At 41.8% G+C, this 19,006-nt stretch carries 14 protein-coding genes; 6 read left to right on the forward strand and 8 right to left on the reverse strand.

Annotated elements, in window-relative coordinates:
* The first annotated feature begins 1 nt into the window (after window position 1).
* The 4 genes from AC04Q1_RS19880 (at window position 2) to AC04Q1_RS19895 (ending at window position 7,214) form a co-directional block, all read left to right on the forward strand.
* On the forward strand, window positions 2-1,546 hold the full coding sequence (locus AC04Q1_RS19880) for a RagB/SusD family nutrient uptake outer membrane protein (RefSeq protein ID WP_478366310.1): 1,545 nt from the start codon (window positions 2-4) through the stop codon (window positions 1,544-1,546).
* Between the two features lie 186 nt (window positions 1,547-1,732).
* Window positions 1,733-3,526, forward strand: coding sequence for a metallophosphoesterase (locus AC04Q1_RS19885; protein ID WP_478366311.1), 1,794 nt, complete (start codon window positions 1,733-1,735; stop codon window positions 3,524-3,526).
* Between the two features lie 55 nt (window positions 3,527-3,581).
* A complete protein-coding gene (locus AC04Q1_RS19890) occupies window positions 3,582-5,465 on the forward strand; it encodes an FG-GAP-like repeat-containing protein (protein WP_478366312.1) in 1,884 nt (627 codons plus the stop codon).
* A 114-nt stretch (window positions 5,466-5,579) separates the two neighbouring features.
* On the forward strand, window positions 5,580-7,214 hold the full coding sequence (locus AC04Q1_RS19895) for an ABC-F family ATP-binding cassette domain-containing protein (protein WP_478366313.1): 1,635 nt from the start codon (window positions 5,580-5,582) through the stop codon (window positions 7,212-7,214).
* Between the two features lie 130 nt (window positions 7,215-7,344).
* On the opposite strand, the gene AC04Q1_RS19900 is transcribed toward AC04Q1_RS19895, so the two are convergent.
* The 4 genes from AC04Q1_RS19900 to AC04Q1_RS19915 are packed head-to-tail and all read right to left on the reverse strand — an operon-like array spanning window position 7,345 to window position 14,555.
* Window positions 7,345-8,580: an alkaline phosphatase family protein gene (locus AC04Q1_RS19900; RefSeq protein WP_478366314.1), complete on the reverse strand. Its 1,236-nt coding sequence runs from the start codon at window positions 8,578-8,580 to the stop codon at window positions 7,345-7,347.
* Window positions 8,581-8,595: 15 nt separating this feature from the next.
* Entirely contained in the window at window positions 8,596-9,519 is a 924-nt protein-coding gene (locus AC04Q1_RS19905; RefSeq protein ID WP_478366315.1) for a metallophosphoesterase family protein, read from the reverse strand.
* 2 nt (window positions 9,520-9,521) lie between these two features.
* A complete protein-coding gene (locus AC04Q1_RS19910; protein WP_478366316.1) occupies window positions 9,522-11,312 on the reverse strand; it encodes a RagB/SusD family nutrient uptake outer membrane protein in 1,791 nt (596 codons plus the stop codon).
* Between the two features lie 33 nt (window positions 11,313-11,345).
* Entirely contained in the window at window positions 11,346-14,555 is a 3,210-nt protein-coding gene (locus tag AC04Q1_RS19915; protein WP_478366317.1) for a SusC/RagA family TonB-linked outer membrane protein, read from the reverse strand.
* Between the two features lie 238 nt (window positions 14,556-14,793).
* Between AC04Q1_RS19915 and AC04Q1_RS19920 the strand changes: the two genes are divergently transcribed.
* On the forward strand, window positions 14,794-15,414 hold the full coding sequence (locus AC04Q1_RS19920; RefSeq protein ID WP_478366318.1) for a TetR family transcriptional regulator: 621 nt from the start codon (window positions 14,794-14,796) through the stop codon (window positions 15,412-15,414).
* On the opposite strand, the gene AC04Q1_RS19925 is transcribed toward AC04Q1_RS19920, so the two are convergent.
* Both AC04Q1_RS19925 and AC04Q1_RS19930 read right to left on the reverse strand, forming a co-directional pair.
* The gene (locus AC04Q1_RS19925) at window positions 15,389-15,646 is read right to left on the reverse strand and encodes a CBU_0592 family membrane protein (RefSeq protein WP_478366319.1); all 258 of its coding nucleotides are present in this window, start codon (window positions 15,644-15,646) and stop codon (window positions 15,389-15,391) included. The genes AC04Q1_RS19920 and AC04Q1_RS19925 overlap by 26 nt on opposite strands.
* A gap of 14 nt (window positions 15,647-15,660) precedes the next feature.
* Window positions 15,661-15,855 carry a KOW motif-containing protein gene (locus AC04Q1_RS19930; RefSeq protein WP_478366320.1) on the reverse strand — a complete coding sequence of 65 codons (195 nt, stop codon included), beginning with the start codon at window positions 15,853-15,855 and terminating at the stop codon, window positions 15,661-15,663.
* Between the two features lie 181 nt (window positions 15,856-16,036).
* Here AC04Q1_RS19930 and AC04Q1_RS19935 point away from each other — a divergent pair, with 181 nt between their 5' ends.
* Window positions 16,037-16,369 carry a hypothetical protein gene (locus AC04Q1_RS19935; RefSeq protein WP_478366321.1) on the forward strand — a complete coding sequence of 111 codons (333 nt, stop codon included), beginning with the start codon at window positions 16,037-16,039 and terminating at the stop codon, window positions 16,367-16,369.
* Window positions 16,370-16,543: 174 nt separating this feature from the next.
* Here AC04Q1_RS19935 and AC04Q1_RS19940 read toward each other — a convergent pair whose 3' ends face one another.
* Both AC04Q1_RS19940 and AC04Q1_RS19945 read right to left on the reverse strand, forming a co-directional pair.
* Window positions 16,544-17,365 (reverse strand): universal stress protein, encoded by an 822-nt coding sequence (locus AC04Q1_RS19940; RefSeq protein WP_478366322.1) that lies wholly within the window; start codon window positions 17,363-17,365, stop codon window positions 16,544-16,546.
* A 32-nt stretch (window positions 17,366-17,397) separates the two neighbouring features.
* Entirely contained in the window at window positions 17,398-18,816 is a 1,419-nt protein-coding gene (locus tag AC04Q1_RS19945; protein WP_478366323.1) for an inorganic phosphate transporter, read from the reverse strand.
* Window positions 18,817-19,006 lie beyond the last annotated feature (190 nt).

The raw sequence follows: 19,006 nt of genomic DNA on the forward strand, positions 1-19,006 counted from the left end.
AATGAAAAAGATATATATAGCCATTGTACTGTTAACCATTGGCCTAAGCGCATGTAAAAAGGATTTCATCGAACTCAATCCGGAAGATTCGTATACCGATGGGGTATTTTATAAAACGGAGCAACAGTTCCGATCGGCTGTGGTTGCAGCTTATGCACCACTAAGGGATGTGCTCATCAATGATTATTTCACTTCCGAAATGCATTCTGATAATACGGTTTATCAACCTATTCCGGGCAATAGGGGAACAGCATACGTAGAACGCGAGAATATTTCAGATTTTACCAATACCTCTACCAATGCTTATGTTTCGGCAACCTGGCAGCACAGTTATACGGGCATTTCGCGTTGCAATATCATTATCGAAAGGTTAAAAGGTTCTGATTTAGATGAGGCTGTAAAAGCAAATTTAGATGGTCAGGCCAAATTTTTAAGGGCGCTGAATTATTTCAAACTGGTGCGTTTATATGGCGGTGTTCCACTATCCATAGCCGAAGTTAAAACTGCTGAAGATGCTTTTAAACCACGTGCTACAGAAGCCGAGGTTTATGCACAGATTGTGGCCGATGCAAAGGATGCCATGAACGAGCTTGCTGCACCTGCAAAATTTCCGCAAACAGGAGAGGCCACGAAAGGTTCGGCGGCCATGTTGTTGGCCAATGTATATGCCGTTCAGAAAAAATGGGCTGAAGCCGAAACGGTATTAAACAGCCTGCTCACCATGGGCTATGATCTGAATGCCAATTACGGCGATGCCTTTTTACCAACGAACAAAAATGGAAAAGAATCCATCTTTGAGATTCAGTTTTTAGGTGGTTCCATTACGGGTTCTACCCCTAATGTGCTTTCTTTCCACTTTATACCACGTAGTAAGGATACCAGAATACTCACCGGAATTGCGATTGATAATACCAGCACAGGCGGTTGGAATACCCCTAGCAGCGATTTGATTGCGGATTTTGAACCCAACGATAAACGCCTTGATGCTTCTATCGGCATCGCCGAAGGTACCTACGATGCCAGCAGTTATTTTGTGTATTCGGCAGCGAAAAGCATCATCAATTATGTACCGGCCACCGGAAAGATCGGTGTGCCTTATATTAAAAAGTATTTGCATTCGCCTTTAGTGGCCACCACCGGATCGAGTGATGATTTCCCAATCTACCGTTTCTCAGATGCTTTATTGTTATTGGCCGAAGCGCTAAACGAACAGGGAAAATCGGCACTTGCACTGGCACCATTAAATAGGGTGAGAAAAAGAGCCGGACTTGCTGATATCGTTACAGCTGATCAAACCGAACTTAAAACCATCATTTTGCACGAACGCCGTGTGGAACTGGCTTTTGAAAACAGCCGTTGGACAGATTTATTAAGAACAGGAAAGGCCCTTAATGTAATTAATGCTTTTGGCGTTAAAATCAGGCAGCAGCTTCCATATCTTTCTTCGGATGCCTATGTGATCGATAATCACCATCTGGTGTTCCCGATTCCGCAGAACGAAGTGGGCTTAAACCCGAAAGTGATTCAAAACCCAGGCTACTTTTAAGCGTTAGGATAAAGTTAAGATAGTTTTTACCCACAGATGCACACAGATAAACAAGTATTAAATATCTGTGTGCATCCCCACCTGAACGGCAGGGCAGGTTTTTCATCTGTGGTTAAATCATGACCCGTGCAGCTTAAGAATAGTTTAATCACGTTTTCAACAGACTCAAATAAATTTTAATCAATAATGACTTTGAACAAAAATCTTTTAAAGAAAAGCTTTTGTGTTTTTCTCAGTGCGCAATTATTGCTCAGTACCAGCGCCACGCTAATCCCTAATCAGGAAGAACGTTTGGCCGATGATGAATTTGCCATTGTAGTGCTACCTGATACCCAATATTATACTTCGGAAAAAAATGGTGGGAAAAAGGAAATGTTTACGGCACAGACTGATTGGATCGTAAAAAATGCTGCAAAGGAAAATATTAAATATGTGATCCATCTGGGTGATATTTCCGATAACGGAGAAATGTTTCCGGAGCAATGGGTAAATGCATCAAACTCCATGTACAAGCTCGAAAAACCTCAGACGGGTTATCCGCAGGGCATTCCTTATGGCATGGCGGTGGGCAATCATGATCAAACCAAAAGCCAGTACCCTTTGAGCGGTAAAACCGATCAATACAATAAATACTTCGGCCTGGCCCATTTTAAGGATAAGAAATGGTACGGAGGGCATTATAAAAATGATAACGATAGCCACTTTGATCTTTTCGAAGCCGGAGGTTACAGGTTCATTACCATCTTTTTAGAGTACGATTCGTATGATGAAGATATCGAAGGCATGAACAAATGGGCCAGCGCGGTTCTAGAAAAATTCAGCGATCGTAAAGCCATTTTAGTGAGCCATTCCATCATTCATTTTAACAAGAAAACGGGCACTAATGAAAAGGGATTTCCTAAATTCTCAAAACAGGGGCAGCGGGTTTTCGACAGGCTAAAAAGCTACCCGAACGTATTTATGACCTTATCCGGCCATGTAGGCGATAATGGCGAAGGTTACCGCCAGGATGGTTATGCGGGTAATGTAATTAAATCTTTGTTGTCTGATTATCAGAGCCGTCCAGAGGGTGGGCATGGCCTGATGCGTTTGATGAAATTTTCTAAATCAAAAGACCTGATCAGCGTGCGTACTTTTTCTCCGGTAACAGGCGAAGAAGAAACAGATGCAGATAGCAAATTCACACTTCCCTGGTTTCACCATACTACAGTAGCCAGGTATCAGGATTATAACAATGATGGCATTAGTGAAATTTCATTCTTTTCGAACGGCATATGGAAAGTGGCTGGTCAGCCTGATGTAACGTTCGGTAAAACTGGCGATGTTGCAGCTCCTGCTGATTACAACGGCGATGGCAAAACTGAAATGGCCGTATTCAGACCTTCAGAAGGTAAATTCCATATCCAGGGCGGAAAAGAAGTTGCACTTGGGCAGGCGGGCGATGTTCCGGTTTGTGGCGATTGGGATGGCGATGGTTTTGCCGATGTTGCGGTTTACCGTCCATCAACACTCACCTGGTATTTCGATGGACTTGACAGTATCAAATTTGGACATAAAAATGGTGTTCCTGTTCCGGCCGATTATGATGGCGATGGTATACTGGATGTTGGTTTTTTCCGTAAAGACAATTCGATGTGGCAAACGAGCCTGGGTAATATCCCTTTACAGGTAAAACATATACCTGGCGATATCCCTGTACCCGCCGATTACGACGGCGATGGGAAAGCCGATATGGCCGTATTCCGTCCCTCAACAGGAGAATGGCTGATCGGATTTAATACCCCTGTATTTTTTGGGAAGCCCGGCGATATTCCCCTTCCCGGGAATTATAAAAAAGGTGGCAAAACGGCTATTGCGGTGCTTCGGTCGGGCAAAATTTACCTGCAGGATAATTCGGTGATCAATGTTGGCGAAGGAACTGTAGCCGACCTGGTGAATATCCTTCCAGGAGCAAGGTTGCTGCTCCTTCAGTCTAAGTAAAAAGAAAACCTATTCATCACGAACCATAAAAACAATTCATTCTCAACAATCCACCATGAAAAAAAATCAGTTAACGGCCAATAGATTTAAAAATCTAGGTCGCCTAAAGCCTCTGGCATTGGGTTTATTCCTTTCGGGATCCGTTTTTACAGCTTGCAAGGACCCACAATTGGCAGAAATCGACAAAACGTTTAGTGCAAAACCTGCCTCGCTTGCCGATGCCAATGCAAGCTTATTAGCAGGTCAGACCGAGATCAAGGTTTTATCTTTTAATGTAAGGCATAACGATCCTGGCGATCCACAAAGCATTACACAAAGACAAAATAACATCCGGCAGATTATTGTAGATAATAACCCCGATGTATTCGGTCTGCAGGAATTTTCTGATAACAGTTTCGAAACCTGGTTTCGAGGGCAAATGGCAACTTTAGGTTATGGCGAATATTATGATACCGCCATTACAGGTACACCCAAAGCTATTTTCTTTAAGAACAGCCGTTTTACGCTGAACAGCAGCGGTACGCTGGATATCGGTCCAACCAATACTTCAACCTGGGTGGTATTGACAGATAAAACAGATTCAAAACAATATTTTGTTAGCAACAGCCACTGGCAGTTCGATTCGCAGGCTGTACGGATTGATAATGCAAATGCATGGGTGGCTGGAATCAATCAAAAAAACACTCAAAACCTTCCATTAATTGTTTTTGGTGATTTTAATGCCATTCCGGGAACTACGGAAATCGGAATCTTAAAAAGCGGCCTGGATGTGGTAGATGCCTTGGGCGATAGCGATGGAGAACCTACTTTCCACGGCTGGACCGCTACGGGAACGAATAAACTCGATTGGATGATGAGCGATCGTAACATGGCTTATACCAGTTCAAAAATCATCAAAACCAGTTATGGTGGTTTCTGGCCTTCAGATCATTGGCCGGTAATGGCAAGCTACCTGCCTTCAGTATTTGGAGGCGCACATGTTGATGCCAATGGCTTAAGTGCTTCAGCTGCGACAAATTTTTATTTTGCGGATGTAAATGGTGATGGGAAAAAAGATAAAATTTACTGGAGACCTAATTTTGATGATGGCAAACCACAGGTTTTTCTTTCGAGCGGGAACGGTACTTTCATTTCGCCTGCGGTTAAACATGCGGCAGGAGCATCAACCCTGGCTACCACCCGTTATCATTATGCTGATGTAAACGGTGATGGAAAAGCAGATGAAATCCTTTGGGACCCTACAACAAATTCTGGTCGCACACGGGTGTTTTTGGCTACTACAAATGGAAATTTCAGTACAACCGCGATAGAAAATCCGGAAGGAACCAGTGCCGGTAGTACAACAGTATATCATTTCGCTGATGTAAACGGAGATGGAAAAGCGGATAAAATTTACTGGAACGCAACTTTCGATTCGGGCCGTACCCGTGTTTATCTCGCTACCTCAAACGGAAACTTTAGCGGTACTGTTGTGGCGGGTAGCGAAGGCGCCAGTACCACGGGCGGCACTACTTTTTATTATCAGGATGTAAACGGCGATGGCAGAGCTGATAAAATACTTTGGCATCCGGGTTTAAATTCAGGAAAACCAATGGTTTATCTTTCGGATGGTGATGGTACCTTTACTGCTTCGGCAACATTTAGCGATAGTGGTGCGACAAGCGTTTCGGATAGTACCAGGTTTTATTTTGCTGATGTAAATGGCGATGGCAGGGCAGATAAAATTTATTGGAACCCAAGCAATTATTTAGGTAAGATTAAAGTGTATTATTCCACAACCTCAGGATTCGATGGTCCGGTTTATTCGCTCCGCGGAACATCACAAAGCGAAAATACAGTATTTTACTTTTCTGATATCAATGGTGATGGAAAAGCAGATCAGGTTCGTTGGAACTATGGCGAAAACAGCGGGGAACTCCGTAATTATTTCGCTAAATAATGATTTTAGCCTTCAGGATCATTCCTGGAGGCTTTTTTATTTCTATTTGCTCATGCTCTGGCTATTATTTACGCGCTTTATTTTATCTTTGCCGCTAATTTAATACCCCCAACCGTGATCAATGTAAATAACATCTCCGTTTCATTTGGCGGAACAACCCTTTTTAGCGACGTAACCTTTTCCATCAACGAGAACGATAAAATCGCGCTGATGGGTAAAAATGGTGCAGGTAAATCAACCATGTTAAAAATCATAGCTGATGTAGCCAAACCTACTTCTGGTAATGTAACCGGACCGAAAGATGCTGTAATTGCCTATTTACCACAGCATTTATTAACTCAGGATAAACTTACTGTTTTTGAAGAAACGATGAAAGCTTTTGCGGAGGTAAACCAGATGCAAAAGGAGCTCGACGAACTGAATGAGCAGCTGACCATCCGTACCGATTACGAAAGTGACGATTACATGAAACTCATCGAGCGGGTATCTGAACTGAGCGAGACATTTTATTCGATCGAAGAAACCAATTACGATGCGGAAGTAGAAAAAGTGTTGAAGGGTTTGGGATTCGAGCGTAAGGACTTTACCCGCCAAACTTCTGAATTTTCGGGTGGCTGGCGCATGCGTATCGAGTTGGCGAAGATTTTATTAAAGAAACCCGATCTCATCTTACTGGATGAGCCTACCAACCATATGGATATCGAAAGTATTCAGTGGCTGGAAGATTTCCTGATCAATTCGGCCAAGGCAGTGATGGTTATTTCCCACGACCGTACCTTTGTAGATAACATCACCAACCGCACCATTGAGGTTACCATGGGCAGGATATATGATTATAAGGCTAAATATACACACTATCTCCAACTACGTGCCGATCGCCGTATCCATCAATTAAAAGCTTACGAAGAGCAGCAACGTTTTATTGCCGATAACCAGGAATTTATCGACCGTTTTAGGGGAACCTACTCCAAAACCCTGCAGGTACAATCGCGTGTAAAAATGCTCGAGAAACTTGAGGTAATTGAGATCGATGAGGTAGATACATCGGCATTGCGCTTAAAATTTCCACCATCGCCACGTTCTGGTCAGTATCCGGTAATGGTAGAAGAATTGACCAAAACCTATGGCGATCATGTGGTTTTCGAAAAAGCATCCATGGTGATCGAAAGGGGAGAAAAAGTAGCTTTCGTTGGTAAAAACGGTGAGGGTAAGTCGACAATGATCAAAGCCATTATGGGTGAAATTGATTTTGAAGGTGGTTTAAAAGTTGGGCACAATGCTAAAATTGGGTACTTTGCCCAAAATCAGGCTGCTTTGCTTGATGAAAGTTTAACCGTATTCGAAACCATCGACCAGATTCCATTAACAGATGGAACCATAAAAATTAAAGATCTTTTGGGTGCCTTTATGTTCAGTGGCGATGATACCACCAAAAAGGTTAAAGTGCTTTCGGGCGGAGAAAAAACACGTTTGGCAATGATTAAATTGCTTTTAGAACCCGTAAATGTGTTGATCCTGGATGAGCCGACCAACCATTTGGATATGAAGACCAAAGACATTATTAAAGATGCCCTGAAAGATTTTGATGGTACTTTGATTTTGGTATCCCATGATCGGGATTTCCTGGATGGGCTGGCTGATAAGGTATTTGAGTTTGGTAATAAACGTGTTCGTGAACACTTTGAAGATATTAAAGGCTTCCTGGCCTATAAGAAAATGAACAGCTTGAAGGAAATTGAACAAAATTAAACCAGCTTGCCTAGCACTGATTAAACAGCTGCACTGAAGTTGCCGCCTTAAGTTTAAATTAATTTTTCTTGGGATAAACAGAAAAGTCCAATGCTAATCCAGCCCTTGGACTTTTCTGTTTTAAACTTTATCATTTAATGTTTATCCACTTGTTTAGCATATTGTTTGGTGCTTCAAGTATGAGTTTGTAAAAAGGCGAGGGATAATCTTTAAGATCGGCAAAATAATGTTGCTGGTTAACATCGATCTCAGCCAATAAATGGTAGTCATCTTTTCCACCATTTTTAAATGCATTGGTTGTGGCTAACCAAATCTTTACCTTTCCTTTCTTTTCCAATGCCTTCCAGCTAATGTCGAGATGGTTCTGCACATAATTTGTTTTTAGTCCAGCTATCGATACCGGGCCTGTAAAGGGCGTACCGTCAATTTCCTGAACAACACTTTTGGGCAATTTTACATGAAGAAAACGTGCAATTGAAGGCATAATATCTACCACACCAATATCAAAGTATTGAGCGTAAGTATTCAGATCTTTATAATTGCTCACCATCCAGGTTGATCGTTGCCGGTCGGATTGGCCTCCATGTCCGCGACCGGTTTTTTCATCGCGGCCGTGATCCGTTGTGATGACGATCAACCAATCTTCCTTGAACTTTTGCTGACGGTAAGTAATCGCATCCCAGATTTGCCCCATCTGTTTATCCAGCATGTTAATGGCATTGTAAAATTCAGGACTATCTCCATAGCGGTGTCCCATATCATCAGTATATTCCAGATACAACCAGGAAAGATCCGGTGCTTGATCATGAATGGTATTTACAGCCTGTTTAACCACTTCCTCATCGATAAGGTGCATGTATGCCGAGTTCTTATCGTGTTTAAAGCGGGCCGTATCTAATTCGTAACCATCTGCTACATAATCGGGTTTAAAATTTCCGGTTTCAGAAAGGCCATCGCCAAGCAACCTGGTCCGATTATCTGTCCAGCTGGAGAAAATTGCTGTTTTTTTCTCAGGATACTGGCTTTTAAACAACCTAAAAATATGTTGATAGTTGTAATTGGGCACCTTAATGTCATTATCGGGTACGTTATGTTTATTTACCCAGGTGCCGGTTAGCAGGCTATTGTAACCAACTGCAGATATGGTTGGCGTTTCGTTATAGCTCCCTTTATCACCTCCTACGTGCATGCGCGAATACGATCCTGCCGAGATAATCTTTTTGAAATTAGGCAACTCCAGTTTTTCGATTACATCAGCAGGGATACCATCAGCGATTACATATACGACTTTAGGGGTTCTGTTTTGAGCAAGTACCGACTGAGATAAAGAAATACAGCAGGCGAAAATAATTGTTCTTAATAACATGGTTCTGTCTTTTTATTAGAAAGTATGTGGGAAATATTCATTTTCTACCGTTCCATCTTCGTACATTTTGAGAATAGCGTATCCTGGTGGCGTTTCTAAATAATAACCTGGACCAGCCGATTCCGCGTCGCCCTTGCCCCACCAAAAACCACTCATGGCTCCGTTGCAGCAATATCGAACGCCATTGTAAACCGTTTGATCAGAAAGGTGGTTATGTCCACTCAAGCAGATTTTTACCTTATCACGGTGTTTGTAGAAAAGATCCTTAAGTTTTTTACAGTCCGAATGTCCGCCACCAACCAATACCTGGGTTGTGCCCAGGATTGGATAGTGCGACATGAGCAGGGTAGGCGTGCCGGCAGGCAGGTTTTTTAATTCCTGCTCAAGCCAGTTATACTGCTCATCATCAAGCGAGATTTTACTGTTATTTCCATCCAGGATAATAAAATGCCAGTTCTTTTTGGAGAAACTATAATAGCGGTTCGGAATTTTCAACCGTTTTACCACATAGTTTTTTCCGTACATTTCATCGGTTTTTTCAGGTGCTTTCCACCAGGTATCGTGGTTGCCGATACAGCTGTGAATCTCGTATTTATCAATTGTTTTGATACAGTCATCCCAGATGCCCCATTGTTCGGTTACCTGATCACGGATTACATTATCATAAGAAGCATCGTTGATGGAATCGCCGCCGTTTAGAAAAAAGTCCACCTTATGTTCGCTAATGATTTGCTTTAAGCAAGCTTTAAAACGTTCAGGTGCATTTTCACCCGCCCTAATGTGCACATCGGTAATATGTGGCACAGTAAGCATCAATTTTTTACCCTTTGGTTTTTCTAACAGTGTTTCTGATGCCAGTGCGGGTAATACACCTGAAAACGCGGCACCTGCTGAGAGCCCTATGGCCTTTAGTAAAGACCTTCTTTTTATTTCTGTCATGATTACCAGCCAAAAATTTGTTTCAATTTAGGATTCAGGATTACTTGTTGTTGAGGGATAGGGCGATAGTAAAATTTTGGTTCCTCAAAATTTCTGGTCACGCTTTCAGTTACGATATTGCCCCCGGAGTTACCGTTTTTTAAATAAACGGTGGCATCGGTTCCAATTGTTCCTGCGCGATAATAATTAAGTTTTACCCCTAATGAATTCTTCTCTTTCTGGTCTTCGCCAGGAATAGTTGCCGTTCTGTCGATCAAAATGATATCATCAACACCATCACCGGTAAGGTCGTATTTGCCTAATCCGGCAAAGTACATGCCTTCGGGGCTTTTGGTAAGCAGTTTGCCTGCCTTCCAGCGCATCAGATCGTCAAATCTCATATTTTCGAAAGCAAATTCAACACGGCGCTCTCTTCTGATTTCCAATATCACACCAACATTACTGGTCACATTAGCATATTGTAACTGTAAAGCTGGATCGGGATTGGCATTCGCTGTTGCAAGATTAAGATCGGGCAGACCTACTCTTTTGCGAAGCAGGTTTACCGATTGATCGAGTTGAGCTTGTGTTAAAGTGCCCAATTCGGCAAGTGCTTCTGCGTAGGTGAGCAATACTTCAGCATAACGGTATACCGGAAAATCTACTCCGTTTAAGATCGCATTATCCGTGCTGTTTACATATCCTTTTAGCTGGTGGTAACCCGTAAAGTTTTTGTTCAAGCGCTGAATGTATGGTGTAGGATCGGGTACCCTGATCCATCCCGGATAAACCATCGTTTGCGACATCCTGGGGTCACGGTTTTTAAATTCGTCTACAAAACCCATTTGCGCATAGCCAGCAATATTGGTAAACCGGGTTCCATCTTTCATTAAATAAGTTTGTAAGAGGTCTTTAGCGGGCGCCTGCTCATAATCGCCGAATACAGTCGAATTCACATTCTGGCTTTTGCTCTTACTCATGTCAAAGATGTTGACCAGAATAACCTCGCCATTGCCTGTTAAATCCTGACTTGAGAATAATGCTCCATAATCCTGCTCAGGCTTTCCGGTATTATAGATGCTAAACTTTTTGGCAGCAATAATCTCACCGGAAACTCTTGCTGCGGTTTCTAAAAAGGTATTCGCAGAGTTGCTTAGATTCAGTTCGTTATGGTATTTACGATAAGTACCTTCGTAAAGTGCTGCACGTGCATATAAGGTAGCAACCGCCCATTTTCCCGGAGTACCCACCGGAACACTTTCCCTTACGTTTTTATAGGCGAAATCCAGATCCGCCATAATACTATCTGCAATTAATGCACGCGGATCACGTGGGCGGTACAGTTCTTCATCAGTAGGTTCCAATGTGCCCGAATACCAGGGTACATCAGAGAAACGTTTTACTTTATCCAGATAGAATTCGGCGCGGTAATACCGCGCTAAACCGGCATAATGATTTTTAACTGCGGCCGAAACCTGTGCTTTTCCATAATTTTCCAGAAAGTAATTAATGTTCCTTAATCTGCCCCAGCTCCAGCCCGTGGTAATGTTCTGTGCATTTGCATTACCAGCCATGATATTTTTCACTTCAACTGCTGCAGTGGTGGCTACATTATCTGTACTCTGATCGTTGAGATACGTATTGCGGTCTGGTTGAGAAATGAGTCCGTTAACATAAAGCGAAAGATCACTTTCGGTATTAAAGAACAGGTTAGGAGAGATGGAAGTTTGCGGGAAACGGTCCAATCCGCCTTTTTTACATGCTGTGAACATAGCCACAGCTGCAATAAATACGATATATATATACTTTTTCATTTACAAATGATTTGAAGGTGATGGATCCTTAAATTAAAAATCTAGATTTAAGCCAAACGCATATCTGCGCTGATACGGATATGCCCAGGCACTAGGTCCCTGGTTAACTGCTTCCGGATCAATGAATTTTTTGATCGAAGAAAATTCATATAGGTTTTCTCCGGTAACAAATACACGCAGGCGGGTTACACTAAACTTTTTGGTCCATTTTCTCGGCAGGGTATAGCCCAACGAAACATTTTTGATCCTTAGGTAAGCGCCGTTGAGTAAATATTTGGTTTGAGGAATGTCTAAACCTGAACCATAATTGGCATCTGCAAGCCACGATTGTAATACCGGGTATTGCGAATCGGTATTGGCATCGGCTAGGCCAGCAGCAATATATGAAGCCGAATGTTTAGCCCTTTGCTCAGGCGAATCTGCAACACCACGGTAAAAATCAAGGTTCCATGGATAAACGTTTGCGTATGGCTGTTGGTAAGGGCCCCAAAAAAGATAGTGGTGAGGATAAAAATCTCTTTTTAATACGCCTTGTAGGAAAACTGAAAGATCAAACCCAGCCCAATCCATATTCAGGTTGGCACCAATGGTATAACGGTCAGCGCTGTTTCCGATAATTTTTAAATCCTTCGGGTTGTTCGAGCTCAGTCCTGTTTCTATTTTCTTATTTCCATCCAGATCTACGTATTTGGGCCACCCTTCAACAATAGAAAGTGCACCCCATGGAATAAGTGCAGATTCATCTAAAGCGGCAATTTCTGCTTTGCTACGGAAAACTCCATCATTTTGTAACCCCCATATTTCTCCGAGGGTTTGTCCTTCACGGTAATTTGAAAATAGGTTTTGATCATTTTTGAACCTGGTAATTTTAGCTTTAGAATCGGCCAGGAATATTTTGGCATCAAAGCTGAAAGGTTTCGGGCCAAGATCAAATCTATCTCTGTATGTTACCGAAAGCTCCCACCCTTTGGTGCGAAGATCGGCCGAGTTCTGACGCGGAACGGCAGTACCCAATACACCAGGTAGTTCCTGTCCGGCAGTAAGCATACCTTTGGTATCGCGGATATAATAATCAAATGTGAAAGATAACTTGTCGTTCAATAATCCGATATCAGTACCCATATTTAAAGTGGATACCCTTTCCCAGGTATACGTTTGAGGATCTACGTTTAATCCCGGGGCTCCGGTAATGATCTGGTTTTGTCCGGCACCACCAATTAAGTAGCCAGAAGTACCAGTGGCCAGTGATTGGATATAACCAAAATCACCTACGTTTTGATTTCCGAGATCGCCATAAGAGGTACGGAGTTTAAATGTAGATACCGCAGGCGATAAGGATTTAAAGAAATTTTCACCGCTCACTATCCAGGCTGCAGAGGCTGAAGGAAAGAAACCCCAACGTCTTTCTACCGGAAAACGCGATGAACCATCATACCGCCCGGTTGCCTCTAAAATATACCTGTTTTTGTAAGTGTAGTTTAACCTCGAAAATGCGCTATTGGTAGCATAAGCCGAATAACCTGCACTAGCCGTTGCCACACCGCTGGTAAGCGACAGATAAGGTAGCGAAGAAGAAATCAGCATATCTTTGCTTGCATTTACAGTTGAGTAACTGTAATCTTCACTGTTAAAACCTACCATGGCGCTGAAAAAATGGTCGCCGATAGTTTTTTTGTAAGTGGTATATAAGTTAAAGGCGTTATTGTATAGATAACCATTGTTTTCAGTTACGGAGCCATTTCCGCCTTCTTCGCGGATATCATTAGGGCCATAACCAATTTTGTATTTTTTACTGTCGTTATGTGTTTTCCAAAGTTCGCGTTTAAAAGATGCATCGCCATTGACTTGTAAATCGCCTTTTAAAAACAAGGCTGTTGCACTGGTAATGTTCTGAAAACCGAACATATTCTGAAGGTTGTTGCCACCATCAACAAGTTTTGCGGCCAGTTTACCAGCTGCGGTATTTGCCCAGGTTCCATCAGGATTTTTGGCCACGTCTGTAGGCATCAGGTAATACAGGTCGGTAATGTTTCCATTCGGGAGTGCCCGTTTGGTTTCATAAATATTGAGGTTGTTATCAATTTTAAGCCAGGAAAGTGGAGAAAAACCCACTTTTGATCTCAATCCATAACGGTCCCAATAATCGGCAGTAAGTTTGTTTAAACCATTATCCCTTGAGTAATCTGCTGAAAGGTAATAGGTTAAAGGTTTTTCGTTTACAGTAGCCCCGCCAGAAAAAGTAAGGGTGTGGCTTTTAGATAAACTGGAATTATTGAAAAAGTAATTATACCAGTCATTGCTCCCCATGTAAGCCCATTTTGTAGGATCTGTCGGGTTTAGGCGGGTGTCGGCTATGGACGGATTCTCTGATCTTTCTTTTGCCCAGCGGTAATACTCGTCAGAATAGTTTACATAATCCCATGGTGTATTATCAGTAGAAGTTTCGAGTACCCTCGAGAAAATGTACGGATCTGTTACCGGTTTAGGCAGTAAAGTGGGTTTTGCCCACGATTGGAAGGTATTGTAACTTATTACATTATTACCTGCCACGCCTTGTTTGGTTGTAATCAGGATTACGCCAAATGCGGCACGTGCACCATAAATAGCTGCAGATGCCGCATCCCTCAATACGGTGAAAGAGGTAATATCGGAAGGTGTTAAGCGCAGCATATCATCGTTGCTGGTTGCCGGAATACCGTCGATCACGATTAACGGAGAGCCTCCGTTGATGGAAGTATAGCCCCTGATGTTGATATTGGGCACACTGCCCGGCGCACCACCGGCATAGGTAATGTTTAGGCCTGGGCTGATACCCTGCAAACCCTGTAATACATTGGTTACGGGTCTTGATTCGAGTTGCTTGCCCGAAATCTGATCAATGGCACCGGCAACATTGATTTTTTTCTTGGTACCGAACCCAACCACCATTACCTCGTCGAGATTGGCATAGTCAGGCGATAAGGAAACATCGATTTTTGTTCTGCCAGCCACGGCAATTTCCTGTTGTTTGTAGCCGATGTAGGAAACAATCAAAGTGGCATCCGGCTTTGCACTGTTAATGATGTAGACACCACTACCGTTGGTAGCGACGTGCAGATTTGTTCCCTTTACAGTGATGTTGACCGCGGGAAGCGTTTCCCCCGTCTTTGCATCAGAAACCGTACCCTTAATGGCGATTCCCTGACCAAAGCCGCTAGCGGATAGGATCATCATGCTGACGATCCATAGTAGCTTTTTTTTCATGTTACTTAAGAATTAGTTGTTTGATTTGGGATGATATTATTGTTTGATTTGAGATGATACAGTTGTTTGATTTGTACGATAGGTGCTTTTAAGCGGCGCTAAATTGAACATATCATATTAAGGTTAAGTTAAAACTAAATTAATAAATTAATTGAACGTTCATTCAATCTATTTATAAAAATAAATTTTCAGAATCCGGCTACTTTTGATTAGTTTGCCAAATTAAATTAACTGCAGAATGGGACGGAAAAGCCTAAAAGAAACAAGACGACTGGAAATTATTAAAGTATTTTACCAGGTAGCCAAAAAGGAGGGCTACGAAAATACGTCTATCGCAAAGATTGCCAAGGTGATGGATATTAACCCAAGCCTTATTATTCATTATTTTGAAACCAAAGAAGGATTAACTTACGAATTGATCGACCACATACTCGATCGGTACCTATTGATCTATACCGTTAAACACAAGGGTGAGGCAACCTTGGATGATCTGCAGAAAACCATAGAGATGTTGTTTTCCAAAAAATGGAACCTGCTTTTTGATGACGGTTTGTTCTATACCTTTTATGCTCTGGCTTTTAGGGAAAAAAAGATCAAATTAAAGTATAAACTTATTCTGGATGCCTTGCGCAATGGTCTTGCCCTGATGATTGAACAATGCAACGCGCGGTGTGTAACGCATGTAGAAGATCCACATGGCATTGCAGATTTTATCTTTGTACTGGTTGACGGAGCTTATTTTTATCTTTCGATGGAAAGTGATAAAAAAGCCTATACAGAACGCTTGGCCTATTATAAACAGAAAGCCTATGATGCACTTTCCATATCGCCGGTTAAGGCTGCTTCTGTTCCCGTTTAGTAAACTGTCTGCTTAAGGCATATAAGCCGATTGACATCCAAAGCACATTTGCTGCTGCATTAGGCAGGTCGTGTGTATCTAAGGCAGTTACAGCAAGGCATAAGCCGCCCAGTATGTTAAGTGCCTGGAAAGATAGTGAGTCTGCACGGATGAATTTCATGCTCAACAAAAGATAGCCAAGTGTACAAAACACTACACCAGACCATCCTATAATAGACATTGCTAATTTCATATTGTTATTCGAATTTATTTTTCAATTTCTTTCAATACCACGTTTTTCATCAGTGTTTTGAACCGTGTAGTGTCGCTTTGAACTACTGTAATGGTAATATGGCCAGTTTTGCTGGCATGTATATCAGTTATTTTGCCCGATTTACCTTTGTGGCTTCCACTCGTAACCAGGCATTGGTCGCCATCTTTTAAAGATGCTGTGTTGTCCATATCCGTTTAAATTATTTTGCTGGTTTATTGCCTTAAAGCTATGAAATAAATGTGATCAGGGCTAGCTGGTCATGGCTCAAAAGTGATAAACATTTTCAAATTTGTTTGTTGATTTACATTTTTTGTCGGGCATAGTGTATTGAGCACACAAACTGTTATATTTAGCTTAAACAAATTGAATATGGATCCAAACATTGTTACCTTAAGCGTTATCAATTATATTGGCGATTATGATTATTATGATTCGCTTATAGATTTAAATGCCGATACAAAGTCAAAATCTTTTACAAAACTGAGTGAAATCAGGGAAAGGAATAAACGCCATATCACAGAACTTTTTCCTGAAGTGAAATTTCGCGATCATAAAAATCAGCTCCTTGCTGTAGGTCGTTTTAAAGACGCAGTTAAAGCTAAAATCGAAACCTTATCAAGGAAAGAAATAGAAGATTATGTGGAGACCTTTAAAAAAGATGCGAAAAAAATAGCAAGACTTTATAGGAAGGTGAGGAAGTAGAACAGAGGCGTTATCCGGTAGTATGAAAAGCCCTTCGACTCCGTTCAGGATGACTAACTGGCAAGACTTTCGGTGTTCATTGCCTCCGCCGCTAAAATTTGCATAAATTTTAATCCATCATCCATCTTACATTTTCCATCTTCCGATAAAAATACCGGCTTTGGACTAAAGAAACTATTCGTGCAGCACCAATATTGCCTTTACGGTTTTGTTCATCACCTGGTTAACTGTGCTGCTGGTAAATAAGCGGTAAATGATGTTGTGGTGATGTTTAACTAAACAAAGGATATCGGTATGGTTGCTTTTAATAAAGTCCATAATGCCATTGGGGGCACTATTGTGCATCATGTAATTAAATTCGATCTTCGTATCTGGAAGTAGTTCTCTGATCCTTTTTTCGCCGGTTTGAATATGTACTTCATCCGATTTTTCGGCAACGTAAAGTACCTGCATTTTTTTTGTTCCCGAAGCTTTTAACAGCTCGTTCAGTGCCGTAACATCTTTTGGCGATAAAACCGTTTCATAATCGGTAGCCAATGTAATGATCGGGAAATTGGTGAAACTGCTTTCCAAAGGCACAATTAAGGTGGGGATTCTCATTTTGGTAACCGCCATACTGGCATTGCTCCCTACAATTCCGCTAATCCCGGTTGCACCAGTTATACCCATTACCAACAATTCTACAGGGTTGCTTTCGGTATGTTTGGTAATTACGGTTTTTAAAAAGCCTACATCACATATGGTTTCGAGTTTAACCTCGGTAAGATTTTCTCTTTTGCTGATGTTTTCTGCCCATTCTTTCAAAGCTGCCCTTTTATTTTCATAGTACGATTCGATAAATATGGCATTATAGGTGCTGTTATTTATACCCTCTGTTGGATGGATGGCATGGATGGCCACAACTTCCATTTTCAGTGTTTTCGCCATCGCCAGTGCATAGGCCAAAGCGTTTCCAGCGCTTCTTGAAAAATCCGTTGCTACAAGTATCTGTTTCATTTTTTTAGAGAATAAGAAATAGTTGAAACTGTTTAAATAAACAGGTGAAAAAGCATAAATAACAAAATAGACAATACAATTGATACCGGTAGGGTAAGCACCCAGGCCAAACCAATGTTTTTAAGCGTATTGTTGTTCAGGTTTTTTCTGCCTCCCGAGGCCACCATTGCACCCGCTATACCGCTCGATAATACGTGAGTGGTACTCACCGGTAGACCAAAAGCGGTGCTCAATCCGATCGTAGAGGCTGCAACAATTTCGGAAGTAGCGCCCTGGGCATAATTTAAATGTTCATTTCCAATTTTTTCACCTATGGTAACCGCTATGCGTTTCCAGCCGATCATGGTACCCAGCCCGAGTGAAATGGAAATCAATAAAATGACCCACAACGGTGCAAATTCTACCAGTTTCGACAGCTCTGTGGCATTATCATGAAGTATCTGGTGGTCAGCTGCACTAATAACCAAAGTTTTATCTTCTCTTATTGTTTTTACCGAAGCAACTACCTCTTCAATCTGCTTACGGAAAAGATAGGTATTTTTCTTATCAGTTTCGTTTTTGAGGGATAAATGAAATTTAGCTTTGTCTACTTTAGTAATCAAAGTGCCAATATCTAATCTTTTACCGTGGTTAAGTGTTGCTGTTTTTTGAAGCACCTGTTCGGTTTGGTTCAGTTGGAACAATACCTTACCGTTAGGGATATGGTGGTTGACTGCAAATTTTGCCGGTAAAAAAGCGATCAGGATCAACATCAATAAACCCACACCTTTTTGTCCGTCGTTACTGCCGTGAAAAAAGCTAACCAAGGTACAGGTAGTAATAAGCAAAGCCCTGATCAATAAAGGAGGTCTGTCATTTTCTCCATGTGGGATATGGAAAAGGGCATGATATTTAATTACATGTTTTAAGAAATACATCAAGAGCATGGCCAATCCAAAGCCGATGATCGGTGATAAAATTAACGATAGGCCAATTTCTTCGGCCTTGCCCCAGTTTACGCCCTTACCTCCATAATACCAGGTAAATGCTAAACCAGCACCAATCATGGCACCAATCATAGTATGCGAACTCGAGCAGGGAATACCCAGATACCAGGTGCCCAGATTCCAGGCAATGGAGGCCAGTAAAACAGCGAGTACCATAGCAGCCCCAACACCGACGGGAAGATTCATTAGTGCATCTAAGGGCACCAGTTTTAAGATGCCCATGGCTACGGCAATGCCGCCTGTAAATACGCCCATGAAATTCCAAAATCCCGACCAGGGGATGGCAATTACAGGTTTTAATGCCTTGGTATAAATTACCGTAGCTACCGCATTGGCCGTATCGTGGAAACCGTTTACAAATTCGAAACCAATTACGGCAAGCAGGCAAACAATAAAAACAAGGGCAAGGGGGGTACTTAAGTCGGTGTTCCCTAAAAAGGGTATGATGGTGCAGAACGACGGCATAAAATCAGTTTGGGTATTCGTAGTACAGATCACTTATCTGCTCAGTTCAAATAAATGAATAAGTAGCTGATTTAAATCGTGTTGAATGTTAAATGATTGTTATGAATGTGTTAATTGTGTCGTGTGTTGAAACGGGAAGGAAATAACCATTCATTAAATTTATTTGATATTTTTACCGCTATTAAAGGTT

The organism is Pedobacter humicola (assembly GCF_056490705.1).